Origin of the sequence: Xanthomonas sp. WHRI 6106, assembly GCF_040202405.1 — a bacterium.
GTDB lineage: Bacteria > Pseudomonadota > Gammaproteobacteria > Xanthomonadales > Xanthomonadaceae > Xanthomonas > Xanthomonas cannabis.
In genome coordinates this window covers 100,414-124,426 of record NZ_JBEGFC010000006.1, presented here as the reverse complement: position 1 = coordinate 124,426, position 24,013 = coordinate 100,414, and the positions used below count along the sequence as shown (strand labels likewise).

Here is a 24,013-nt window from a genome sequence, read left to right as displayed (position 1 = left end):
GTTTGACCGACGCCGGTCCCCAAGACCCGACCGCCGTAAACGAAACAGGGCGCACTGCGCCCTGTCATGGCAACACCCTATTGTAGCTTGGGGCGAGCCTTCACGAATCAAGCAGCTCCGCGGGAGCCTGCCATGCCTTCGTCAACCGCGCCCTCGGCGCCCCACCGGCGTGTTGGTGTCGCCCAGGAACTTGCGCGGATTGACCACGCGCCCGTCCGCCCAGACCTCGAAATGCACGTGTGCGCCGGTGGACCGGCCGCTGGAACCGGCCCTGGCCACCTGCTGGCCGGCACGGACCAGGTCGCCCACCTTCACCACCAGCCGCGAGTTGTGCGCATAGCGGGTCACGTAGCCGTTGCCGTGGTCCACCTCGACCACATTGCCGTAGCCGCCGCGCACGCCGGCATAGCTGACCACGCCGTCGGCGACCGACATCACCGGGTCGCCCACGTTGGCATGGAAATCCACACCCTTGTGGAAGGCCGAGCCGCCATCGAACGGGTCGGCGCGGCCGCCAAAGCCGGAGGTGATGTAGGTATTGCGGATCGGCATCCGCGACGGCACCGCGTTCTGCTCGAGCTGATGATCGAACATCAGCGAGGCCAGCACGTTCAGCTGCTGCCCGGACGCGGAAAACTGCTGTTCGACCTGGCCCAACGTCTCGGTGAGCTCCTTCACCGGCATGTCGCTGACCAGCTCGTCGCCGCCACCGACGCCGACCGGCTCGTCGAAGTCGAACTCACCGTCCTTCAGCTTGCCCATTTCGGTCAACCGCTCACCCAGCGCATTGAGGCGGGTGGCCTGCGCCTGCAGCTCGCCCATGCGGGCCGCCAGCGCGTTGACCTGCGCCTGCGAGGCGCGCTGCGCCTGGGCCAGCTCGGCCTGCTGCTGCGCGACCTTGGCCTGCAGCGCGGAATTGGTCACCATGCCGGTCGCGGTACTCGCGCCGACGCCCATCAGCATGCCCAGGCCCAGTACCGCGCCCAGGACGACCATCGGCCGATCTGCGGCAAAGCCCTGGATCTGCCGGGTCAATCGTTCTGCCCGTGTCTGACGGGATTTGATTACAACTTTTTTCAACGCCATATGAGTGTCATGTCCAAGCCCAAGTCCAACGCACGCAACCCCTCCACACCACAACCGGCCATCGAGGCCGCGCTGGGGGAAAAGGCTGGCGACCCGTTGCGCCGGGCCTTGTGGCTCGATGCGCTGGACCGGCAGTTGCGTCCCCTGTTACCGCCCCATCTGGCCACCCGTTGCCGGTTGGCCAATGTCCGAGGCGAACAGCTCGTTTTTCTGGTTGATTCACCGATCTGGCATGCCAAGGTGCGGCTTGCCGAGACCCAACTCCTTGATGCCGCCCGATCCCTCGGATTGAAGGCCACCGCAGTGACCGTCAAGACAGCAAGCACTCCGCTGCATTCCCCAACACAGCAGAACCGCGACCGTCCACGGCCGGTATCCGAAGCCACGCACAAAGGTCTGCGCGAAGCGCTGGCGTCCCTGCAGGACGTCTTACCGACCAAGCGGTGACGTCCTGGCCGCCTTCTCGAAGCGACCATCCGTGCGTGAAAAGATTGCGAAGACCACGCACGACCCGACGCATCCTAGCGGGCGTGGAGGCCGCAGGAGTTAGAGAAGTCTTAAATAAAGGTTAAGAACCGGCCTGAAATTCGACAGAGTTCACACTTTGAATGCCGATTGCGGCATTCCCTGACACAAACGCTGCCGAATACTCGGGTGCGTCAGGGTAGATGGCACGCGTGACACGACCAGCGGATGCCGGGCGCTGCACGCTGGGCCTTGGCCGCGTCCGTCGCCCGCTGCGCGGGGTTCGATCAGCGCCTTCAGGCGTAGACAGGGCTGGCGTAGGTGACCGGCGGCTGCTGGGACCCTGGCGGGTAACTCACCCATTCCCAGGCAGCCTGATCCGCCAGCAGGGCGCGCACCAGCTTGTTGTTGAGCGCGTGGCCGGACTTGAAGCCCTCATAAGCGCCCAGAATGGCGCCGCCAGCCAGATACAGGTCGCCAATGGCGTCCAGGATCTTATGGCGGACAAATTCGTTGGTGTAGCGCAGGCCATCCTCGTTGAGCACGCGGAACTCGTCCAGCACGATGGCGTTGTCCATCGAACCGCCCAGGCCCAGGTTGCGCTCGCGCATGTATTCCAGGTCGCGCATGAAGCCGAAGGTACGGGCGCGCGAGATTTCCTTGACGTAGGCCGAGGTGGAGAACTCGATTTCCTGGCGCGACTGCTTGGCCGGGATCATCGGGTGGTTGAATTCGATGGTGAAGCCCAGCTTGTAGCCGTCATACGGCTCGAAGCGCGCGACCTTGTCGCCCTCGCGCACTTCCACCGGCTGTTTGATGCGGATGAAACGCTTGGGCTTGTCCTGCTCAACGATGCCTGCCGACTGCAGCAGGAACACGAACGGGCCGGACGAGCCATCCATGATCGGCAACTCGGCCGACGACAGTTCGACGATGACATTGTCCACGCCCAGCCCAGCCAGCGCCGACATCAGGTGCTCGACGGTCTGGATCTTGGCGCCGTTGCAGGTCAGACCGGTACACAGCGTGGTCTCGGTGACCAGCTCCGCATCGGCAGGCACTTCGACCACCGGTTCCAGGTCCACACGTCGGAACACCACGCCATGGTCGACCGGGGCCGGTCGCAGCGTCATATAGACCTTGTCGCCGCTGTGGAGGCCGACGCCGGTGGCGCGAATGGTGTTCTTGAGGGTGCGTTGCTGGGTCATATGCGAAGTCTGGGGGAACAATGCAGACAGACGCTGAACCGGCTGTCTAATCCGGTGAGGTTATCCGAATTTTAACAAGTTGCGCGTGACGGCCGCTGTAATCCTGCGGTCACGCCAGTGCAAAAGCTGCCGGACGGTCACCGATCCGGCAGAAAGGACATGGCATTACAGCCCCGAGGCAACCCTCGGGTGGGACGGGCGACGCCGCCGTGGCGGCGCCGCCGGCGCCCCTCAGTCGGCCTGGCGGCGCAGGAACGCCGGAATGTCCAGGTAATCGTTGGGCAGGTCTGCGGCCGGCGGTGCGGAATTGCCGGTGCTGTGGCTGCTGCCGACCGAATCGCTGCTGGGACGACGCAGGCCCAGGCCCATGCTGCCGCCGACGGCCTTGGACACCGCATCACCGCTGGAGGCGTCGAAGTCGCCGAACTCCGGTTGGCCCGTGGTGGCGTTGCGCACCAGCTTGATCGGGGCGCGCTGGTCCGGACGCTGGGTCTGACGGGCAACCGCACGGTTCAGGCCGGTGGCGACCACGGTGACGCGCACTTCGTCCTGCATGTCCGGGTCGAGCACGGTGCCCACGACCACGGTCGCATCTTCGGAAGCGAACGCTTCGATGGTGCGGCCGATCTCGTCGAACTCGGACATGGTGAAATCGGGGCCGGCGGTGATGTTGACCAGGATGCCGTTGGCACCGGCCAGGTTCACATCGTCCAGCAGCGGGTTCTGGATGGCGGCTTCGGCAGCGGCCTGCGCGCGATCGTCGCCGCGTGCCGAACCGGTGCCCATCATGGCCAGACCCATTTCCGACATCACGGTGCGCACGTCGGCGAAGTCGACGTTGATCAGGCCGGGGCGCACGATCAGGTCGGCGATGCCCTGCACGGCACCCTGCAGCACGTCGTTGGCGGCACGGAACGCCTGGATCATGGTGGCGTTGCGGCCCAGCACGGTGATCAGCTTTTCATTGGGGATGGTGATCAGCGAATCGCAGTGCTGGCTCAACTCTTCGATGCCCTTCAGCGCAACCTGCATGCGGCGACGGCCTTCGAACGGGAACGGCTTGGTGACCACGGCCACGGTCAGGATGCCCATTTCCTTGGCCAGCTGTGCGACGACCGGTGCCGCACCGGTGCCGGTACCGCCGCCCATGCCGGCGGTGATGAAGACCATGTCCGCACCCTGCAGCGCGTCCATGATGCGCTCGCGGTCTTCCAGCGCGGCCTGACGGCCGACCTCCGGATTGGCGCCTGCGCCCAGGCCCTTGGTGACGTTGGTGCCGAGCTGCAGCTGCAACTTGGCGCCGCAGTTCTTGATCGCCTGCGAGTCGGTGTTGGCGGTGATGAATTCCACACCATCGACATTGGTGTTGACCATGTGCGCGACGGCATTGCCGCCACCGCCGCCGACGCCAACGACCTTGATGACCGCGTTGGGAGCCATTTTTTCAATCAGTTCGAAATGTGCCATGTCAGTGTCCTCTTGAGCCGGGATTGGGGAGTGGGGATTGGGGATTCGCAACAGCGTTGGTCCCTGCCCACTCCGCATCACGGCGAGTGTTGTTGTTTGAAAGTCGGGCCTCGGTTGCGCGGTCATCGATGCGCTATGCGCTCAACGACTCACCACACCTGCTCCTCGACGCAATGCCTGCAAAAAAGTTTACCGCCTACCTGCTCGCCGCTCTCTACTTATCTTCGCCGCCGCCCTGCTTTTCTTTCGCTCTTTCCAATCCCGAATCTCAAATCCCGAATCCCGACCCCTCAAAATTCGCCGCGATACCAGTTCTTCAATTTCTTGAACAAGCTGCCCGCGCGCCCGGTCGGGATCGACGGACGGCGCGGATGTTCGATCTGGCTGCCCATCAGCAGCAGGCCCACGCCGGAGGCGTGCACCGGGTTGCCAACGACTTCGCCCAGGCCGGTGACGTGCTGCGGAATGCCAACACGCACCGGCATCTGCAACATTTCTTCGGCCAGCTCGACCACGCCTTCCATCTTCGAGGCGCCGCCGGTGAGCACCATGCCGGCGCGCACCATTTCTTCAAAGCCCGAACGGCGCAGTTCGGCCTGCACCATCTCGAAGATTTCTTCGTACCGGCCCTGCACCGCCTGCGCCAGCGCATGCCGTGGCATGCGGCGCGGCGGGCGGTCGCCCACCGACGGCACCTGGATGCTTTCTTCGGCGGTGGCCAGCTGCGCCAGCGCGCAGGCATAGCGCACCTTGATCTGTTCGGCTTCCGGCGTGGGCGTGCGCAGCATGTGCGCGATGTCGTTGGTGACGTGGTCGCCGGCGATCGGCAGCGAGGCGGTGTGGCAGATCGCGCCTTGCACGTACACCGCCAGATCGGTGGTGCCGGCGCCGATGTCCACCAGCACCACGCCCAGCTCGCGCTCGTCGGCGGTCAGCACGGCCACCGAGGAGGCCAACGACGACAGCACCAGATCGTCCACCTGCAGGCCGCACTTCTGCACGCACTTGGTGATGTTGGCCGCGGCCGACTGCGCGCACACCACCAGGTGCGCGTGCACCTCCAGGCGCACGCCGGTCATGCCGACCGGGTTGCGGATGCCTTCTTGCGAATCGTCCAGCACGTACTCGCGTGGAATCGCATGCAGGATGCGCTGATCGGCCGGGATGGCCACGGCCTTGGCCGCATCGAGCACGCGTTCCAGATCGCTCCAGGTCACTTCGCCATCGCGGATCGGCACGATGCCGGGCGAGTTCTTGCACTGCACGTGGTTGCCGGAGATCGAGGCATACACCGAACGGATCTCGCAGCCGGCCATCAGCTCGGCTTCTTCCACCGCACGCTGGATCGACTGCACGGTGGATTCGATATCCACCACCACGCCGCGCTTGAGACCGCGCGATTCATGCGAACCGATGCCGATTACTTCGATCGGATTGCCGGGCGAATACTCGCCGACCAGCGCAACGACCTTGGAGGTGCCGATGTCCAGTCCAACGATGAGGGATTTGTCGCCTTTGCGGTTCATGTCTTAAAGCCGGGATTCGGGATTCGGGATACGGGATTGGGGAAACGCGGAAATGCCAGGGCGACGGGAGGTACGGAAGGTGTTGCGCGATGCCGGGGCTGCGCTTTTTCCAATCCCGAATCCCCACTCTCTAATCCCTGCCTTTCAACCGTGAAGCCATTGGTGTAGCGCAGGTCGGCGCGAGCGATCGGGCGCTGCGGGTCGGCCAGCTGCGGCAGCACGCGGGCGAAGCGTTGCAGGCGGGCGCGGGCATCGTCGCGGCCGATCACGATCTGCACGCCGTTGCTCAAGCCCAGCGACCAGCTGCCGCGCGCATCCATTTCAAGACGCTCCACATCCAGCCCGGTCGGTGCGAACAACGCGCGCGACTCGTTGTAGAGCGCCACCACCTCCTGGGTCTTGCTGTCCGGGCCACCGAGTTGCGGCAACTTGAAATCCTTCAACAGCGGCGGGGTGCGGAACAAGCGGCCCTGCTCGGACAACATGCGGTCGGTGCCCCAACGCGCGAACGGCTTGTGCTCGGTCACGTGCACTTCCAGCACATCCGGCCAACGCTTGCGCACCTGCGCACTTTCCACCCACGGCAGGCGCGCGATGGCGTCTTGCGCACTCTGCAACTTCACCGCGAAAAAGCCCGAGCGCGCATATGGCAGGACCACCGCACGCAACTGCTCGGCCGGCACCCGCTTGAAATCGCCCGACACCCGCAACCGCGCCAACGGCCAGCGCTCGGCGCCGACCCAGCCATTGAGCACGGCCACCACCGGCAACGCGACCAGCGCCACTGCGAGCAACCACGCCAGGATGCGCAGGGTGGCGTTCATGGGTGTGCTCCGCACACGGGATTCGGCATTGGGGATTGGGGATTCGTCACGGCAACGGCAACAGCAACAACGCGCATGGCGCCGCCGTTCACCAATCCCGAATTCCGAATCCCCAATCCCGGCGTCATAGCGTCTGCTCCAGCACGCGCCAGACCAGTTCTTCGAAGTCGATGCCGAGCTGGTGGGCGGCCTTGGGCACCAGCGAGTGGCTGGTCATGCCCGGGGCGGTGTTGACCTCAAGCAGATAGAGCTGGCCGCTTCTGCCATCGCGCATCACGTCCACGCGGCCCCAGCCGCGGCAGCCGGCAGCGCGGAAGGCGTCCAGGGCGAGCTGGCGGATCTGCACTTCGGCTTCGCCCTCCAGACCCGGGCACAGGTATTGCGTATCGTCGGCCAGGTATTTGGCGTTGTAGTCGTACCACTGGCCCTTGGGCACGATGCGGATCGACGGCAACGCGGTATCGCCGAGCACGGCAACGGTCAGTTCATCGCCTTCGATCAATTGCTCCATCAACAGCGCACCGTCGTAGCGGGCAGCCAGGGTCACCGCCTCTTCGAGTTGTGCCTGGTCGAACACGCGGCTGACGCCGACGCTGGAGCCTTCGTTGGCCGGCTTGACGATGACCGGCAAGCCGATCTGCCGGGCCGCGGCATGGATGTCGTCGGCGCTGGCGCCGGCGGCCAGACGCGCGTAGCGCGGCGTGCTCAGGCCCAGCGACAGCCACACCTGCTTGGTGCGGATCTTGTCCATGCTCAGCGCCGAGCCGAGCACATCCGAGCCGGTGTACGGCACGCCGAACGCTTCCATCAGGCCCTGCACGATGCCGTCCTCGCCACCGCCGTTATGGCCGTGCAGCACGTTGAAGACGCGATCGAACTGCTGTGCGACCAATGCCTGGGCCAATGCCGGAATGCCATCGACCGGCTGTGCATCCACACCGCGTGCGCGCAGCGCTTCCAGCACATTGCTGCCGGAGTTCAACGAGACTTCACGCTCGGACGAGGTGCCGCCGAGCAGCACCGCGACGCGGCCGAATGCGGCCGGGTCGCTGGTGCGGGCATTGGCGATGACAGCACTCACGCCTGCTCTCCAACAAACCCGTTGTTGATGATGTGCTGGGCCACATAGCCGATATCGCCGGCGCCCATCATCAACAGCAGGTCGCCGTCCTGCAGCACGTCGGGCAACACTTCGGCCAGGCCGGAAATCTGCCCCACGACCACCGGCTCGCTGCGGCCGCGCGCACGGATGGCGCGTGCCAGTGCACGCGAATCGGCGCCGGGAATCGGCGCTTCGCCGGCCGGGTAGACCTCGCTCAACACCAGTGCATCGACCGTGCTGAGCACTGCGGCGAAGGCATCGAACTGATCACGGGTGCGGCTGTAGCGGTGCGGCTGGAAGGCCACGACCAGACGCTTGTCCGGCCAGCCGCCACGTGCTGCCGCAAACACCGCTTCCAGTTCGCGCGGGTGATGGCCGTAATCGTCGACCACGCGCACACGTGCGCCGGTGCTGGTGGTGACTTCGCCCAGATCGTTGAAACGACGGCCGATGCCGGCGAAATTTTCCAGCGCGCGCGCAATGGTCTGCGGCTCCACGCCCAGCTGCCAACCGATTGCGGCAGCGGCCAGGGCGTTGAGCACGTTGTGACGGCCCGGCAGCGCCAGGGTGACCGGCGTGGTGGTGCCTTCGGGCAGACGCAGCGTAAAGCGCATGCGCGGGCCGTCCTGCACCACGTCCTCGGCGCGCACGTCGGCGCTTTCGCTCATGCCGTAGCTCATCACGTGGCGCGGCGTCTTGCCGGCCAGTGCAGCCACTTCCGGGTCGTCGATGCACAACAGCGCCAGGCCATAGAACGGCAGGCGCTGCAGGAATTCGGCGAATGCGGCCTGCACGCGGGCAAAGTCGTTGCCGTAGTTTTCCAGGTGATCCGAATCGATGTTGGTGATCACCGCCATCAACGGATTCAGCCGCAGGAAGCTGCCATCGCTCTCGTCGGCTTCGGCCACCAGCCACTGGCCGCCACCGAGCTTTGCGTTGGCACCGGCGGCCAGCAGCTGCCCGCCGATGACGAAGGTCGGGTCCAGGCCACCTTCGCTCAGCACGGCTGCCGCCAGGCTGGTGGTGGTGGTCTTGCCATGCGTGCCGGCCACGGCGATACCGCGGCGGAAGCGCATCAGCTCGGCCAGCATCGCTGCGCGCGGCATGATCGGAATGCGCTGGCTGCGCGCTTCCATCAGCTCGGGGTTGTCTTCGCGGATGGCGCTGGACACCACCACGCAATCGGTGCCGAGCACGTTGGCGGCGGAGTGGCCGCGCATCACGCGCGCACCCAGCTTGGCCAGCCGCCGCGTCGCCGCGTTATCGGAGTTGTCCGAACCGGAGACTTCGTAACCCAGCGTCAGCATGACCTCGGCAATACCGCTCATGCCGGTGCCGCCGATGCCGACGAAATGCACGCGCGGAAATGCGCGCACCAGATCGCCACTGTCCTGCAGACGGCGGATCACAGGGCACCTCCTGCGGAGGTGCCGTGATTGGGGATTGGGGATTCGGGATTGGTGGCGATCAACTGCGCGGAGCGGTTGCCATTAACGGATTTCTGCATGCTGTCCTGCTTGTGCTGTTGCTCTTTACGAATCCCCAATCCCGAATCCCCACTCCCGGCCTCCTGGAGAATGATGTCGGCAATCCGCTCGGCGGCGTCCGGCTTGGCCAGGGTGCGGGCGGCTTGCGCCATCGACAGGCGACGGGCCGGGTCGTTGAGCAGGGTCTGCAGGAGCTGTTGCAGACGCACCGCGAGGCTGTCGTCCTGCTTGAGCAGCACGGCGGCATCGGCGCTGACCAGGTATTCGGCATTGCGGGTTTGATGGTCGTCCACCGCTGCGGCGAATGGCACCAGCACGCTGCCGATGCCGGCGGCGCATAGTTCGGCCAACGTGGATGCACCGGCGCGGCACACGACCAGATCGGCCCAGGCATAAGCAGCCGCCATGTCGGCGATGAAGGGTTCGACACTGGCGTTGACCCCTGCCTGTGCGTACGACGCTTCGGCTTCGGCGCGCAGCTTTTCGCCGCACTGATGGCGCACCTCGACACCCGGGTGACCGAGTGCAGCCAGCGCGGCCGGTACGGCCTGATTCAATGCCCGTGCGCCCTGGCTGCCGCCAAGCACCAGCAGGCGCACCGGGCCATCGCGACCCACCAGACGTGCAGCCGGCGCAGGCAGTGCGGCGATGTCGGCACGCACCGGGTTGCCGACCGCTTCCTCGCCGGCGAAGCTGCCCGGGAAACCGGTCAGCACGCGGCGCGCAAAACGCGACAGCACCTTGTTGGTCATGCCGGGCGCGCGGTTCTGTTCGTGCACCAGCAGCGGCGTGCCGAGCAGGCGCGCGGCCAGGCCGCCCGGGCCGGCCGCAAAGCCGCCAAAACTGATCACCGCACGCGGCTGGCGCTTGCGCAGCACGAAGCCGGCGGCGCGCACCGCGCGCATCACCCGCACCGGTGCACCCAGCAACTTCACCACGCCCTTGCCACGCAGGCCGCTGATGGCCAGGGTGTCGATCTGGATGTCGTGCTGCGGCACCAGACGGTTTTCCATAGCGCCATCGGCGCCCAGCCAGGTCACCGGCACGCCGCGCGCGCGCAATACCTTGGCCACGGCCAACCCCGGGAAGATATGCCCGCCGGTGCCGCCAGCCAGAATCATCACAGGCCGAGCTCCGGCAGACACTGCGGATGCTTGCGAGGCAGTCGCATCAACACTCATGCGATCCTCCCGAACGTCGGTTCCACACGCGGCTGCATACGGCTGGTACCGCGCAAGATCGCTGATGCCGGTGCCACCGAAGCGGCAGCGACCGGTGCGGCGGCCACCGGCGCGGCGGCCACCGGCGCGGCGGCCGCAGCGGTCTCGCGCTGCGGCTTGCGCGCTGGCGAATACGTCGGCGCCGCCGCGTCGGCGACAGGTTCGGCCGGCTCGGCAGCCGCAGTGCCCGCACCCTGTGGCGACAACTTGCTGCGCAGGCGCTCGGCGCGATCCATTTCATAGGACACGCGCAGCAACAGGCCCATCGCCACGCAGGTCATCAGCACCGACGAACCGCCGGAGGAAATCAGCGGCAGGGTCAGGCCCTTGGTCGGCAGGATGCCCAAGTTGACGCCCACCGACACAAAACTCTGCAGGCTGATCCACAGGCCGATGCCGAACGCGATATAGCCGGAGAAGTGGCGCTTCATTTCCACGCAGCGCATGCCCAGCCAGAACGCGCGGCCGACCAGCAGCGCGTACAGCGCAATGACACCGCAGACGCCGACGAAGCCCAGCTCTTCGGCGATCACCGAGAAGATGAAGTCGGTATGCGCCTCGGGCAGATAGTTGAGCTTCTGCACCGAGGCGCCCAGGCCCGCGCCGGTCCACTGGCCACGGCCAACCGCCATCAACGCATTCGACAGCTGATAACCGGAGCCGAGCTGGTCGGCCCACGGGTCCAGGAACGAGGTGATACGACGCAGGCGGTACGGCTCCAGGATCGCGATGAAGGCGAACACCGGCAGGCCGAACACGATCGGCATCGACATGCGCGGCAGATTCACCCCGCCCAGCACCAGCATGCCGGCGGTGATCGCCAGCAGCAGCGTGGACGAGCCGAAGTCCGGTTGCATCAGCAACAGGCCAACCAGTGCGATGGCCACGCCCAGCGGCTTGAGCATGGCCGGCCAGGTGGCGTTGACTTCATCGCGGAAGCGCACCAGGTAGCTGGACAGCCACACGATGTAGAGCACCTTGACCGCTTCGACGGTCTGGAACTTGGACACGCCCAGGTTGATCCAGCGCTTGGCGCCGTTGACGCTGCTGCCCAGCCCCGGCACGAACACCACCATCAGCAGGCCGAAGCAGGCCAGCAGCAACACCTGGTTGTATTGCTCGATGGTCTTGAGCTCGGTACGCATTGCCCAGAACGCCAGCCCGATGCCGATGCCCAGGAACAGCAGGTGACGGGTCAGGTAATAGAACGGGTTATCCGACAACTCGATCGAGCTGGAGGCCACCATCACCACGCCCAGCGAGGCGAGCGTGGCGGCCGCGCCGAGCAACCACGGGTCGTAACGACCGCCGATGGCGTCCAGTCGCGTGGCCTGGCGGGACATGTCGTTCATCAGCGCACCTTCAACGTGGCAAGGCCGATCAGCACCAGCACCACCGAAATGATCCAGAAGCGCACGATCACCCGCGGCTCCGGCCAGCCCTTGAGTTCGAAGTGGTGATGGATCGGCGCCATGCGGAACACGCGCTTGCCGGTCAGCTTGAAGCTGGCCACCTGGATCATCACCGACAGGGTTTCGATCACGAACACGCCGCCCATGATCACCAGCACCATTTCCTGGCGCACGATCACCGCGATGGTGCCGAGCACCGCGCCCAGCGACAGCGCGCCGATATCACCCATGAACACCATGGCCGGATAGGTGTTGAACCACAGAAAGCCCAACCCTGCCCCGGCGATCGCCGAGCAGATGATGATCAGCTCGCCAGCGCCTGGAATCAACGGGATTTTCAGGTATTCGGCAAACACCACATTGCCCGAGGCATACGCGAATACGCCCAGCGCGCAGGCCACCAGCACGGTCGGCATGATCGCCAGACCGTCCAGGCCGTCGGTGAGGTTCACCGCGTTGGAGAAGCCGACGATCCAGAAATAGGCGATCACCACGAAGCTCACGCCGGCCAGCGGCAGCGCGATCGACTTGAACATCGGAATGTAGAAGGTGATCGCCGCCGGCACGTCGGCGGTGTAGTACAGGAACAGGCCGGCCGCCAGGCCGAAGATCGACTGCAGCAGGTACTTCCAGCGCGACTTCAGGCCGTTGGGATCGCGACGCACGATCTTGATCCAGTCGTCGTACCAGCCGATCGCGCCGAAGCAGATCATCACCGCCAGCACCAGCCACACATAACGGTTGCGCAGGTCGCCCCACAGCAGCACCGACAAGGTGACGGTGAGCAGGATCAGCGAGCCGCCCATGGTCGGCGTGCCGGCCTTGGAAAAATGCGTCTGCGGGCCGTCCTGGCGGATCGGCTGGCCGCCCTTGAACTGGGCCAGCTTGCGGATCACCGCAGGGCCCATCCACAACGACAGGAACAGCGCGGTCAGCGCAGCCAGGATGCCGCGGAAGGTCAGATAGTTGAACAGCCCGAACAGGCTCTCCAGTTGCTGCAGCCAGCGCGCCAACTCAAGCAGCATGGGAGGCATCCTCCGCCGGTGCGAGCAACGCGGTGACGATGCGGTCCATGGCGCTGCCGCGCGACCCCTTTACCAGCAGCGTGATGGCGCGGGGACCCGGGACCCGGGACCCCGGACCCGTAGAAGCGGGCGCGGGCTGCGACTGTTGTTGTTCTATCAAAGCGTGTTCCTGCGCATTTTCTGATGCGTCGTGCTGTTGCTGTTGCTGTTCCCGGGTCCCCGGTCCCGGGTCCCCGGTCCCGGCTTCGGCAAGATCCGCCCGCAACGCCTCGATCAGTTCCGCATGCGTGGCAAACACCCGGCCACCTTCACCGAACGCCTGCGCGGCGGCTGCACTGAGTTCGCCCAATGCATACAGACGCTGCAACTTGGCCGCGCGTGCGCGCCGGCCGGCAGCGGCATGCAGCGCGGCACCTTCCGGGCCGAGTTCGCGCATGTCGCCTAGCACCAGCCAGCCATCGCCCAGTGCGGCAGCCAGTGCATCGATGGCCGCGTCCAGCGAGCCGGGGTTGGCGTTGTAACTGTCGTCGATCAACAACGCGCCGCCGGGCAGCCGATGCGTGATCTGCCGGCCGGCCACCGGGCGCGCCTGCGCCAGGCCGGCGGCAATGACCGGCAACGCGATGCCGGCGCCGAGCGCCAGGCCGGTGGCCGCCAGGGCGTTGAGTACGTTGTGGCGACCGGGCAGCGGCAGCGCAATCTGCGCCTCGCCCTGCGGCGTCACCAGCGTGAAGTCTGCACCGTCGGCCTGCAGCCGCAGCTGGCGTGCACTGATGTCGGCGCTGGCCTGCAGGCCATAGCGCAACACGCCACGGCCCTGCAGCGGCTGCGCCAGCAGTTGCTGCTCGAACCAGGCGCCGAACGCGTCGTCGGCGTTGATGACCGCCACGCCATCGGCCGGCAGCGCGGCGTAGATGGCGCCCTTGGTCTGCGCCACGCCGAGCAGGCTGCCCAGGCGCTCCAGATGCGCCGGCGCGATATTGTTGACCAGCGCGACCTGCGGCCGCGCGATGTCGGTGAGATAGGCGATATCGCCCGGCTTGCCGGCACCCATTTCGTAGATCGCCACGTCCGCATCGTCCGGCGCGGCGATCACCGCCAGCGGCAGGCCGATTTCGTTGTTGCGGTTGCCCGGCGTGGCATAGACGGTGGTGCCGTCCACGCGCCCGGCTTCGGTCAGGATCGACAGCAGCAAGGCCTTGACGCTGGTCTTGCCGTTGGAACCGGTCAGCGCAACCACGCGGGTGGCGCGGTCGCGCTGCATCCCGGCGGCGATCCGCGCCAACGCCAGCTCGGCATTATCCACCACCACCTGCGGCACGCGCAGCGCCGGCAACAGGCGCTCCACCAGCAACCCGCTGGCGCCGTGCGCCACTGCGTCCGCGGCAAAGTCGTGCCCATCGAAACGATCGCCACGCAGCGCGACGTACAGGCTGCCGTTGGACAGCGTGCGCGTGTCGTTGCTCACCGCATCGATCATGGCGTCGTCGCCCTGCAGCTCGCCGCCCGCCCAGTGCGCAATCAACGACAACGGGGTGAGCTTCATGCGCGCACTCCCAGCGTGGTGCGCGGCAGCAAGGCCTGCGCGGCCACGGCGGCATCGTCGAACGCATGCCGCACGCCGGCGACTTCCTGGTAGGGCTCGTGGCCCTTGCCGGCGATCAAGACGATGTCGGCGGCGCTGGCCATGCCGATGGCCTGATGGATCGCGGCCGCGCGATCGCGCTGCACGATGGCCGCGTCCGGGTGCGCAAAGCCGCGCAGGATGTCGGCCACGATCGCATCGCCGTCTTCGCCGCGCGGGTTGTCGTCGGTGACGATCGCCACGTCGGCGTTGAGCTCGGCAATCGCCGCCATCTGCGGGCGCTTGCCGGTATCGCGCTCGCCACCGCAACCAAAGACGCAGATCAACCGGTCCTGCGCATGCGAGCGCAGGCTGGCCAAGGCCTGTTCCAGCGCATCGGGGGTGTGCGCGTAATCCACCACCACCAGCGGTGCGCCGTGCGCGCCGCCGAGCCGGTTCATGCGGCCGTGGATCGGCTGCAGCTGCCCAAGCACGTCGGCGATCCGCGCCGGCGCATGGTCCAGCGCAGACAACGCGCCAGCCACTGCCAGCAGGTTGTCCACATTGAAGCGCCCCAGCAACGGCGAGCGCACCGCATGCGCCTCACCGGCGATGTGCAGCGCGAAATTGATGCCGGTGTGGTCCAGCTGCAGATCGCTGGCATGTACGCCGGCATCGGCCTGCCCGCGTGAACTCACACCGATCGCGCGCAGCGCAGGATCGAGCGAGGCAAACAGCGTGCGGCCGAAGCCATCGTCCAGATTCGCCACCGCCGCCTTCAGCCCGGCACGGGTGAACAGCCTGGCCTTGGCGGCGCCGTACTGCGCCATGTCGCCGTGGTAATCGAGATGGTCGCGGGTGAGATTGGTGAACACCGCCACGTCGAAATGCACCGCATCCACGCGGCCCTGGTCGAGCGCGTGCGAGCTGACTTCCATGGCCACCGCCTGCGCACCCTCATCGCGCAGCTGCGCCAGCAGCGCATGCGTGGACAGCACCAGCGGCGTGGTGAAGCCGGTGGGCACGGCAGCGCCGTACAGGCCGACGCCCAGCGTACCGAGCGTGCCTGTGGGTGTGCCGAGCAGGGTCAGCGCCTGCGCCAGCAGCTGCACGGTGGAGGTCTTGCCGTTGGTGCCGGTGACGCCGAGCATGCGCAGCGCGCGCGACGGATGGCCATGGAACTGGTCGGCCATGCGGCCCAGCCGCGCGCGCAGGCCCGGCACGGCGATCGCATCGGCCGGCGCCGGCAGATCGGCCGGTGCGGGCGGCTCGAACAACACCGCCACCGCGCCATTGGCACGCGCCTGTTCGACAAAGCCCAACCCGTGTGCGCCGAAACCGGCGATGGCCACGAAGGCATCGCCCGGACGGACCGCGCGGCTGTCCATCACCAGGCCCGACACCTGCACGTCGTGCGCCAGCGTCAGGTCCGGCAACAGCTGCGACAGCGGCAGCGAGCGGCTCACTGGCGGCTCTCCTGCAGCGGCGCGGGTTGCGCGGATGCAGGCGCTGCCGGCGGCGGCGCGACGGCGGTCGGAATACCGGCCGAGACTTCATCCACCGGATCAGGCACCAGCGCCGGATCCAGATCCACCGGCTGCGGTTTGACGATCGGCTGGCCGGTCTTGCCGGCGGCCTGCGCGGCCAGCCACGACTGGATATCGTCCGGCGGCACGTCCATCAGGCGCAGCGCACCTTCCATCACGCGATGGAAGACCGGCGCGGAGACCAGGCCGCCGTAATACACCTTGCCCTGCGGATCGTTGATCACGATCACCGTGGCAAAGCGCGGGCGCGTGGCCGGCACCAGGCCGGCAAACAGCGCGTTGTAATGCCCGCGTTCGTAGCCGTTGGCGCCGTTCTTGCGTGCCGTACCGGTCTTGCCGGCCACGTGATAGCCCAGGATCGCCGCGCCCTTGGCGCCGCCCTGGGTGACCACGGTTTCCATCATGTCGATGACCTGCCGCGCGACTTCCGGCGTCACCACCTGGCGGGCTTCGTTGTGCTGGCCGCGCACGAAGGTCGGCGGTGTCAGCTTGCCGCCGTTGCCCAGCGTGGCGTAGGCCTGCGCGATCTGCAGCGGCGTCACCGACAGGCCGTAGCCGTACGACATCGTGGTCTTGGACGGGCCGCTCCAGCGTGCCGGCTGCAGCACCACACCGGACGATTCGCCGGGGAACCCGCTGTGCGGTGCGCTGCCATACCCGAAGTTGCGGATCGACTGGTAGAAAGTCTGGTCCGGCACCTTGGCGGCAATCTTGGCCGCACCGATGTTGGAGCTGCGGGTGATCACGCCGGTGACGTTGAGCACACCGTTGTTGCGCGGCACATCGCGGATGGTGAAGCGCCCCACCGACATGAAGCCGGGATTGGTGTCGATGACGGTGTCCTTGGTCACCACGCCGGCGGTCAGCGCGGTGGCCACGGTCAGCGGCTTCATCGTCGATCCCGGCTCCACCAGGTCGGTGACGGCGCGATTGCGCCGCGCCGACGGGTTGATCCCGGTCACCGAATTGGGGTTGTAGGTCGGCAGGTTGACCATGGCCAGCACTTCGCCGGTGGCCACGTCCATCACCACCATCGACCCGCCGGCCGCATTGTTTTCGACCAGCGCGTTGCGCAGTTCCTTGTAGGCCAGGAACTGGATGCGGCGGTCGATGCTCAGGGTCAGGTCCTTGCCCGGCTGCGCCGGACGCACCAGATCCACGCTCTCCACGATGGCGCCGCGCGCATCGCGCACCACCTTCTTGGAGCCGGGCTTGCCGCGCAACCATTCGTCGAACGCCAGCTCCAGTCCTTCCTGGCCGCGGTCGTCGATGTTGGTGAAGCCCAGCACGTGGGCCATCGCTTCGCCTTGCGGATAGAAGCGACGGAACTCACGCTGCGAAAACACGCCCGGGATCTTCAGATCGACGATCGCATGCGCCTTGTCCGGATTGATCCGGCGCTGCAGGTACATGAACTCCTTGCCGGCCTTCTGGGCCAGCTTGGCGTTCAGCTCATCGAGCGGTTGGCCCAGTGCCTTGGCCAGCTCGGGAATGCGGTCCGGGTTGCGCAGCAGTTCCTGCGGATTGACCCAGATCGATTCCACCGGCGTGGACACCGCCAACGGCTCGCCGTTGCGGTCGGTGATCATGCCGCGCGAGGTGGCGATGGGCAGTTCACGCAGGTAACGCGCTTCGCCCTGGCGCTGATAGAAATCGCGGTTGACCAGCTGCACATAGGCCGCCCGGCCGATCAGGGTGACCGAGCACAGCCCCAGCGCCACGCCCACCAAGGTGAGGCGGCCGCGCAGGTTGAAATTGCTGCGGGGGCGGTTGCGACCAGCCTTCACCGCACACCTCCCTGCAGAATGCTTGGCCGTGCAAAACGGCTGTCGCGCGAATTCGTCATGGGCGCACCACCACGATGTCGTTGGTCTCCGGGAACTTCATCCCGATGCGCGCACGTGCGACCTGATCGACACGGTTACTTTCCGCCCAGGTGGCCTGCTCCAGCTGCAGCCGGCCGAATTCGATGTTCAATTCATCGCGCGTGTGTTCGAGCTTGGACAGCTGCACGAACAGCTTGCGATGCATGTGGCGCATGTACACCACCCCGATCGCCGAGGCGATGCTGCAGGCCAGCAGCACGATGAGCAGCAAGCGGCTCATGCAGCGTCTCCTTGAGACGCCGGGATGGGGAATTGGGGATTGGGGATTCGCGCAGAGCGCTCCTCCAATCCCGAATCACGACTCCCGAATCCCAGCTTCTCGGCTACCCGCAACACCGCGCTGCGCGCGCGCGGGTTGACGCTCAGTTCGGCGTCGTCGGCCTTGATCGCGCCGCTGACCAGTTGCAGCGTCGGTACGAAGGGTTGCGCTTCGGGCAGGCGGCGATTGCTTGGTGGGGCCTTGGCGTAGCGGGCCATGAACTGCTTGACGATGCGGTCTTCCAGCGAATGGAAGCTGATCACCACCAGCCGGCCGCCCGGCTTGAGTGCGCCCAGCGCAGCGTCCAGGCCGGCTTCCAGGTCGGCCAGCTCACGATTGATGTGGATGCGGATCGCCTGGAAGCTGCGTGTGGCCGGGTGGGTCTTGCTGTCGCCGCGCGGCATCACCGAGGCGATCAGGTCGGCCAGCTGCGCGGTACGCAGTAGCGGCTGCTCGGCACGACGCGCCACGATGGCGCGCGCGATGCGGCGGCTCTGGCGTTCTTCGCCATAGGTCCACAGCACGTCGGCGATCTCGCGGTCACTGGCGTGGGCCAGCCACTCGGCTGCGCTCTGGCCGCTGTCCGGGTCCATGCGCATGTCCAGCGGGCCGTCCTTGCCGAAACTGAAACCGCGCCCGGCCACGTCCAGCTGCGGCGAGGACACGCCCAGGTCCAGCAGGATGCCGTCGACGGTCGCTGCGGCAACCACCTGGCCAAGGCCGGCAAAGCTGCCGCGATGGATGGACACGCGCGCATCGCCACCGAACGCCTGTTCGGCCACTGCGATCGCATCAGGGTCCTTGTCCATCACCAGCAGTCGACCTCCCGGGCCAAGGTGTTCCAGCACGCCGCGTGCGTGTCCGCCACGCCCGAACGTGCCATCGAGATAGGTTCCGCCTTCGGTCACCTGCAGGCCATCCAGAACCTGCGTGTACAGCACCGGCACGTGGGCCGCCGGCGGCTGCGACACCGGGTGACCGGGCTGCGCTTCACCGCGCATCCGGGCACCCCGGCTCACAACCTGAGATCGAGCAATTCATCGCCCAGATCCCCGTCAGACAATGTCTGCTGGATCAGTGCGCGATGTGCCTGCTCGCTCCAGAGTTCGAACTTGTCGCCCATGCCCAGCAGCACGGCCTTTTTTTCGATGCCGACCGCGTTGCGGTGGCTGGCCGGGATGCTCAGACGGCCATTGGCGTCCAGCTCCAGCACGGCCGAGGAACCCACCAGTTTCTGCTGCAGCGTGCGGACCACGCGCTGGGTGTTGGGCTTGGACATCACATCGTCGCGCACCCGCTCCCACTCCTTCTCCGCGTACAGCCACAGGCAACCGGCTTCGAACGGGTTGTAGGTGAGTACCAGGCGGTTGCCGCTCACGCGCGCGACCAGGTCGCGATATGCGGTTGGCACCGCCATGCGTCCCTTGTCGTCCACCGTGATGGCAGTCTCGCCCTGAAACACCGAATGCAACCTCGAATACCCGCTGGGGGATCATTGAACCACGAAAAACCACAAAACACCTGGTTTTCCCTCCGATGCCCACCTTAGCAGCGCGTCAAAGGTTGTCAACAGTTTTCCGGGTCACAAATCGCCAGTCGCATCAATGAGTTGCAGCACTCTTTAGAGACTTGTTCAAAGCTTATCCACAAGTTGCTGTTTCGTCTCAGATTTTGAGATTGAACAAAAATTCAGGGGCGTGAAGGGCATGTAAACCCGACCCTCGTCTCACTTCACATTGCGCCAGCCGCATATCTCGACTGCGCAAACAGTGGACAATCGACGCCATGTGCCTGGTCGCTCTCGCCTGGAAAACCCACCCGCGCTGGCGCCTGCTGCTGGCCGGCAACCGCGACGAATTCCACGAGCGTCCCACTGCGGCCCTGGCGCGCTGGGCCGCACCGGCCGACGGCGTGCTGGCCGGTCGCGATCTGCGCTCGGGCGGCAGCTGGGTCGGGCTGGGCAGCGACGGCCGTGTCGCGGTAGTGACCAATGTGCGCGACCCGCTGGCCACCAGTTCGGGGCGCTCGCGCGGACATCTGATTGCCGACTACCTGGGCGGTACCCTGGATGCCCGCGCCTACGCGGGCGACCTGGCCGCCGCGGCGCACGAGTTCCCACCGTTCAACCTGCTGCTGTGCGATGCCGAGCACTGCGAGCACCTCAGCAATCATCCGCCGCTGGCGCGCCACCTGGCACCCGGTATCCACGGCATGTCCAACGGGCCGCTGGACGCGCACTGGCCCAAGACCAACGCCCTGACCGATGCCTTGCGCGCCTGGTGCGACGACACCAGCGGCGATCTGCAGCCGCTGTGGACGGCCCTGGGCAACCCGGACACTGCGCCCGACCACGCCCTTCCCCACACCGGCGTGGACCTGGCCACCGAGCGCCTGCTCTCGGCGGCCTTTATCAGTGGCGTCGGCTACGGCACCCGCGCCAGCACGATCGTTGCCGTGGACCACCAAGGCCGCGGCTTCATCCACGAACGCCGCTTCGGCCCGAACGGCATCTTCCAAGGCGAAACACGGCTGGACATCTCTGGCACGCATTGACAGCCCGGAATCATGCGCATAGCGTGCGCATGACCGCAGGAGGCCCGTCATGAGCCGTTATTACGATAGCTCCGCACCAAAAAAGCCCCTCAACCTGACCATCAATGCCGACTTGGCCGCCCAGGCCCGCGCCATGACCGGCAACCTGTCGGCAAAGGTGGAGGAACTGCTGGCCGAGTACGTGACGAAGGAGCGCGACAGCCACAGCGCCCGGGCGATGGAGTTGCAACGCGCTGCAAGCGAATGGAAGGCCTTCACCGACGCGCACGGCGCCTTCGCCGACGAGTTCTCCACCCTGTGACCGACCAGTTCGATGTATACGCCAACGTCGGACGCAACAAGAACATTCCTTATGTTGTGGTCGTCCAATCGAAAATCTTCGATGCCTCCCCCCGCCGCGTCGTCGTCCCGTTGGTCATCGCCTCCACGCACTCCCCGACTCCCTCCCGCTTCACCCCCGAATTCGTCGTCGCCGGCCAGCGCGTCGTACTGCAACCACTGGAAATGACCTCGGTACCGCTCTCGGTACTCAGCCACCCGGCGGGTTCGTTGAGGGACGAAGGGCAACGCATCGTCGACGCCCTGGACGAGCTGTTCACCCGCTCGTTTGGCTAGGTGGCACGCTGGCAACCGCAGCGTGAGCGAGACGCCCATGACGCAGATCACGGCAGGTTGCGCACGCTGAATCATCGGCTGATCCAGCATCCCAGCGCGTGACGCCCGATTTACCGCCAGGACGCCAGAGCGAAAAGCTCGCCCCCATCCGCCCTTCGGGCACCTTCCCCCGCAAGCGGTGGAAGGGAGCCGAGTACCTACCGCTGCAAGCGGTGGAAGGGAGTTGATCCAGGTCACGTGCAGGCACCCCGGCCAACCACCTGTCTGCAAGCCCCTTGAGTCAAGGGGGCGCGGCGACAGCCGCGGGAATCTGGCATGCCCAGACCGGGACTTACGTTGTGTAACGTCGCAGGCGGCACGAAATGCTGCCCCCCATCCGCCCTTCGGGCACCGTCCCCCCGCAAGCGGTGGAAGGGAGCCGAGCACCTACCGCTGCAAGCGGTGGAAGGGAGTTGATCCAGGTCACGTGCAGGCACCCCGGCCAACCACCCATCTGCAAGCCCCCTTGAGTCAAGGGGGCGCGGCGACAGCCGCGGGGATCTGGCATGCCCGGGGCGAGACCTACGTTGTGTACCGCCGCAGGCGGCACGAAATGCTGCCCCCATCCGCCCTTCGGGCACCTTCCCCCGCGAGCGGTGGAAGGGAGCCGAGCACCTACCGCTGCAAGCGGTGGAAGGGAGTTGATCCAGGTCACGTGCAGGCACCCCGGCCAACCACCTTTCTGCAAGCCCCTTGAGTCAAGGGGACGCGGCGACAGCCGCGGGGATGTGGCATGCCCGGAGCGGGACCCGCGTTGTGTGCCGCTGCAGGCGGCACGGAATGCTGGCCCCCATCCGCCCTTCGGGCACCTTCCCCGCAAGCGGTGGAAGGGAGCCGGGCACCTAACGCTGCAAGCGGTGGAAGGGAGTTGATCCAGGTCACGTGCAGGCACCCCGGCCAACCACCCATCTGCAAGCCCCCTTGAGTCAAGGGGCGCGGCGACAGCCGCGGGGGATGTGGCATGCCCGGAGCGGGACCTACGTTGTGTACCGCCGCAGGCGGCACGAAATGCTGCCCCCATCCGCCCTTCGGGCACCTTCCCCGCAAGCGGTGGAAGGGAGCCGAGCACCTACCGTTGTAAGCGGTGGGAGGGAGTTGATCCAGGTCACGTGCAGGCACTCCCGCCGACGACCTATCTGCAAGCCCCCTTGAGTCAAGGGGGCGCGGCGACAGCCGCGGGGATGTGGAAGGCCCGGAGCGGGACCCGCGTTTTGTACCGCCTGCGGCGGTACGAAGCGTGGGCGCCTTCGCTTTGGGCGATGCCCAAAGCAAGGCGGCGGAGCCGGCCGATAAGCCGGGTTCTGTCGTGGACAGTCATTCGTCTAGGCGCTACGTCACCGCAGCGCTCAAGCAACCTACCCGGATCCAGCGCGGGCCACGCCAATGGATCCCTATTTGGTCTTGCTCCAGGTGGGGTTTGCCGTGCCGGTCCGTTACCGGACTCGCGGTGCGCTCTTACCGCACCATTTCACCCTTACCGGCCCCTCGCCACCCCTCTGCAGCCTCCGAACGCACTTGGCGATGCTGCGCATCGCCGACATGCTTCAGTGGCGGCAGAGGGGTGACGAGGGACGTAGGCGGTATCTTTCTGTTGCACTTTCCGTCGGCTTGCGCCGCCCAGGCGTTACCTGGCACCTTGCCCTATGGAGCCCGGACTTTCCTCGGCACTCTTGCGAGTGACGCGACTGTCTGGCCGACTCCGCCGGGGCGCATTCTACGCTATCGCCGCCATGCGAAACGGCACGGCGATTTCAAGCCGACCATTGTCTTGTAGGAGCGCACCCGGGCGCGAGAGGCGGTACCGACCAACCACCGTCGCTTCCAGGCATGTTCCCGCGAGGACAACATCAGCCGCCATACAACGCCTTGCGCGGCGCGCCGGTCAATTCGGCAGCCAGCTTGGCGGCAGTGGACGGCGGCAGGTGTTCGGCGAGCTTGGCGTAGACGCGGCGGCCTTCGGCGAGCTGGCCGTCGGCGGCGTCGGCGGCGCCCTGCACCATCACCACGAACTCGCCCTTGCGCTGGTTGTCGTCGGCTTCGACCCGGGCCTGCAGTTCGGCCAGGGTGCCGTCGAGCACGGTTTCGAACAACTTGGTCAACTCGCGGGCGATCACCGCCAGCCGCTCGTCGCCGAAGGCAAGGCGCAGGTCGGCCAGCGACTCGACGATGCGGTGGGACGACTCGTAGAACACCAGGGTGCGGGTCTCGCCAGCCAGCCGCGCCAGGCGCTCGCGGCGCGCGGCGCTCTTGGCCGGCAGGAAGCCTTCGAAGCCGAAGCGGTCGCTGGGCAAGCCGGCCACGCTCAGCGCGGCGATCGCCGCGCAGGCGCCCGGCACTGGGCTGACCTTGATGCCGGCAGCACGGGCGGCGCGCACCAGCTTGAAACCCGGGTCGCTGACCAGCGGGGTGCCGGCGTCGCTGACGATGGCCAGCGATTCACCCTCGCCCAGGCGCGCCACGATGCGCTCGGACATCGCTTCTTCGTTGTGGTCGTGCAGGGCCAGCAGCGGGCGGTCGATACCGAAATGGCTGAGCAATTGCCGGGTGTGGCGGGTGTCTTCGGCGCAGATCGCGGCCACGCCACGCAGCACCTCCTGCGCGCGCGGCGACAGGTCGGCCAGGTTGCCGATCGGCGTGGCGACCACGTGCAGGGTTCCAGGGGACGTCATCAGCGGTCTTCCGGGGGCAAAGGGTAGAATCGTAGCGGTTTTCAACGGGCCGCCAAGGC

General features: G+C 66.5%; 21 protein-coding genes and 1 other RNA gene. 4 read left to right on the top strand and 18 right to left on the bottom strand.

The genetic code is table 11. The features are described from left to right. Positions 1 to 141: 141 nt before the first annotated feature. Positions 142 to 1,086, bottom strand: a complete 945-nt coding sequence (locus ABQZ09_RS10930) for a M23 family metallopeptidase (protein ID WP_349776879.1) — start codon at positions 1,084 to 1,086, stop codon at positions 142 to 144. Here ABQZ09_RS10930 and ABQZ09_RS10925 point away from each other — a divergent pair, their 5' ends adjacent. After that, on the top strand, positions 1,087 to 1,533 hold the full coding sequence (locus ABQZ09_RS10925; RefSeq protein WP_081422662.1) for a DciA family protein: 447 nt from the start codon (positions 1,087 to 1,089) through the stop codon (positions 1,531 to 1,533). Positions 1,534 to 1,847: 314 nt separating this feature from the next. Here ABQZ09_RS10925 and lpxC read toward each other — a convergent pair whose 3' ends face one another. From lpxC to mraZ, 15 genes are all read right to left on the bottom strand, one after another. Then, a complete protein-coding gene (gene lpxC, locus ABQZ09_RS10920) occupies positions 1,848 to 2,759 on the bottom strand; it encodes a UDP-3-O-acyl-N-acetylglucosamine deacetylase (protein ID WP_349776878.1) in 912 nt (303 codons plus the stop codon). Positions 2,760 to 2,990: 231 nt separating this feature from the next. After that, positions 2,991 to 4,226, bottom strand: a complete 1,236-nt coding sequence (gene ftsZ / locus ABQZ09_RS10915; RefSeq protein WP_039404161.1) for a cell division protein FtsZ — start codon at positions 4,224 to 4,226, stop codon at positions 2,991 to 2,993. A 290-nt stretch (positions 4,227 to 4,516) separates the two neighbouring features. Further along, positions 4,517 to 5,752 (bottom strand): cell division protein FtsA, encoded by a 1,236-nt coding sequence (gene ftsA, locus ABQZ09_RS10910; RefSeq protein ID WP_003485272.1) that lies wholly within the window; start codon positions 5,750 to 5,752, stop codon positions 4,517 to 4,519. Further along, complete coding sequence (locus ABQZ09_RS10905) at positions 5,749 to 6,576, bottom strand: cell division protein FtsQ/DivIB (protein ID WP_184552852.1); 828 nt, start codon at positions 6,574 to 6,576, stop codon at positions 5,749 to 5,751. The genes ftsA and ABQZ09_RS10905 overlap by 4 nt, the downstream gene beginning before the upstream one ends. Before the next feature lie 124 nt (positions 6,577 to 6,700). Next, complete coding sequence (locus ABQZ09_RS10900; RefSeq protein ID WP_349776877.1) at positions 6,701 to 7,657, bottom strand: D-alanine--D-alanine ligase; 957 nt, start codon at positions 7,655 to 7,657, stop codon at positions 6,701 to 6,703. Continuing rightward, a complete protein-coding gene (gene murC / locus ABQZ09_RS10895) occupies positions 7,654 to 9,087 on the bottom strand; it encodes a UDP-N-acetylmuramate--L-alanine ligase (protein WP_228314371.1) in 1,434 nt (477 codons plus the stop codon). The genes ABQZ09_RS10900 and murC overlap by 4 nt, the downstream gene beginning before the upstream one ends. Continuing rightward, the gene (gene murG, locus ABQZ09_RS10890; protein ID WP_349776876.1) at positions 9,084 to 10,346 is read right to left on the bottom strand and encodes an undecaprenyldiphospho-muramoylpentapeptide beta-N-acetylglucosaminyltransferase; all 1,263 of its coding nucleotides are present in this window, start codon (positions 10,344 to 10,346) and stop codon (positions 9,084 to 9,086) included. The genes murC and murG overlap by 4 nt, the downstream gene beginning before the upstream one ends. Further along, complete coding sequence (gene ftsW, locus ABQZ09_RS10885) at positions 10,343 to 11,737, bottom strand: putative lipid II flippase FtsW (protein WP_184552860.1); 1,395 nt, start codon at positions 11,735 to 11,737, stop codon at positions 10,343 to 10,345. The genes murG and ftsW overlap by 4 nt, the downstream gene beginning before the upstream one ends. Beyond that, positions 11,737 to 12,822: a phospho-N-acetylmuramoyl-pentapeptide-transferase gene (mraY, locus tag ABQZ09_RS10880; protein WP_010367638.1), complete on the bottom strand. Its 1,086-nt coding sequence runs from the start codon at positions 12,820 to 12,822 to the stop codon at positions 11,737 to 11,739. Before mraY ends, ftsW begins: the two co-directional genes overlap by 1 nt. Then, positions 12,812 to 14,368, bottom strand: a complete 1,557-nt coding sequence (locus tag ABQZ09_RS10875; protein ID WP_349776875.1) for a UDP-N-acetylmuramoyl-tripeptide--D-alanyl-D-alanine ligase — start codon at positions 14,366 to 14,368, stop codon at positions 12,812 to 12,814. The genes mraY and ABQZ09_RS10875 overlap by 11 nt, the downstream gene beginning before the upstream one ends. Then, complete coding sequence (locus ABQZ09_RS10870) at positions 14,365 to 15,840, bottom strand: UDP-N-acetylmuramoyl-L-alanyl-D-glutamate--2,6-diaminopimelate ligase (protein ID WP_349776936.1); 1,476 nt, start codon at positions 15,838 to 15,840, stop codon at positions 14,365 to 14,367. The genes ABQZ09_RS10875 and ABQZ09_RS10870 overlap by 4 nt, the downstream gene beginning before the upstream one ends. An 8-nt stretch (positions 15,841 to 15,848) precedes the next feature. Continuing rightward, on the bottom strand, positions 15,849 to 17,720 hold the full coding sequence (locus ABQZ09_RS10865; RefSeq protein WP_349776874.1) for a peptidoglycan D,D-transpeptidase FtsI family protein: 1,872 nt from the start codon (positions 17,718 to 17,720) through the stop codon (positions 15,849 to 15,851). A 55-nt stretch (positions 17,721 to 17,775) separates the two neighbouring features. Beyond that, on the bottom strand, positions 17,776 to 18,039 hold the full coding sequence (ftsL, locus tag ABQZ09_RS10860) for a cell division protein FtsL (RefSeq protein ID WP_005991913.1): 264 nt from the start codon (positions 18,037 to 18,039) through the stop codon (positions 17,776 to 17,778). Then, positions 18,036 to 19,079 carry a 16S rRNA (cytosine(1402)-N(4))-methyltransferase RsmH gene (gene rsmH / locus ABQZ09_RS10855; RefSeq protein WP_349776935.1) on the bottom strand — a complete coding sequence of 348 codons (1,044 nt, stop codon included), beginning with the start codon at positions 19,077 to 19,079 and terminating at the stop codon, positions 18,036 to 18,038. The genes ftsL and rsmH overlap by 4 nt, the downstream gene beginning before the upstream one ends. 14 nt (positions 19,080 to 19,093) lie before the next feature. Further along, positions 19,094 to 19,540, bottom strand: a complete 447-nt coding sequence (gene mraZ / locus ABQZ09_RS10850) for a division/cell wall cluster transcriptional repressor MraZ (protein WP_003485296.1) — start codon at positions 19,538 to 19,540, stop codon at positions 19,094 to 19,096. A 323-nt stretch (positions 19,541 to 19,863) separates the two neighbouring features. Here mraZ and ABQZ09_RS10845 point away from each other — a divergent pair, with 323 nt between their 5' ends. From ABQZ09_RS10845 to ABQZ09_RS10835, 3 genes are read left to right on the top strand one after another with little or no spacing between them, the layout of a single operon-like run. Continuing rightward, the gene (locus ABQZ09_RS10845; protein WP_184552864.1) at positions 19,864 to 20,631 is read left to right on the top strand and encodes an NRDE family protein; all 768 of its coding nucleotides are present in this window, start codon (positions 19,864 to 19,866) and stop codon (positions 20,629 to 20,631) included. A 49-nt stretch (positions 20,632 to 20,680) separates the two neighbouring features. Further along, a complete protein-coding gene (locus tag ABQZ09_RS10840) occupies positions 20,681 to 20,932 on the top strand; it encodes a type II toxin-antitoxin system CcdA family antitoxin (protein ID WP_047697619.1) in 252 nt (83 codons plus the stop codon). Next, positions 20,929 to 21,246 carry a CcdB family protein gene (locus ABQZ09_RS10835; protein WP_184552866.1) on the top strand — a complete coding sequence of 106 codons (318 nt, stop codon included), beginning with the start codon at positions 20,929 to 20,931 and terminating at the stop codon, positions 21,244 to 21,246. The genes ABQZ09_RS10840 and ABQZ09_RS10835 overlap by 4 nt, the downstream gene beginning before the upstream one ends. 1,313 nt (positions 21,247 to 22,559) lie before the next feature. Here ABQZ09_RS10835 and rnpB read toward each other — a convergent pair. Beyond that, positions 22,560 to 22,986, bottom strand: an RNA gene (gene rnpB, locus ABQZ09_RS10830) — RNase P RNA component class A. Between the two features lie 146 nt (positions 22,987 to 23,132). Then, positions 23,133 to 23,954, bottom strand: a complete 822-nt coding sequence (gene rsmI, locus ABQZ09_RS10825) for a 16S rRNA (cytidine(1402)-2'-O)-methyltransferase (RefSeq protein WP_349776873.1) — start codon at positions 23,952 to 23,954, stop codon at positions 23,133 to 23,135. Positions 23,955 to 24,013: the final 59 nt, after the last annotated feature.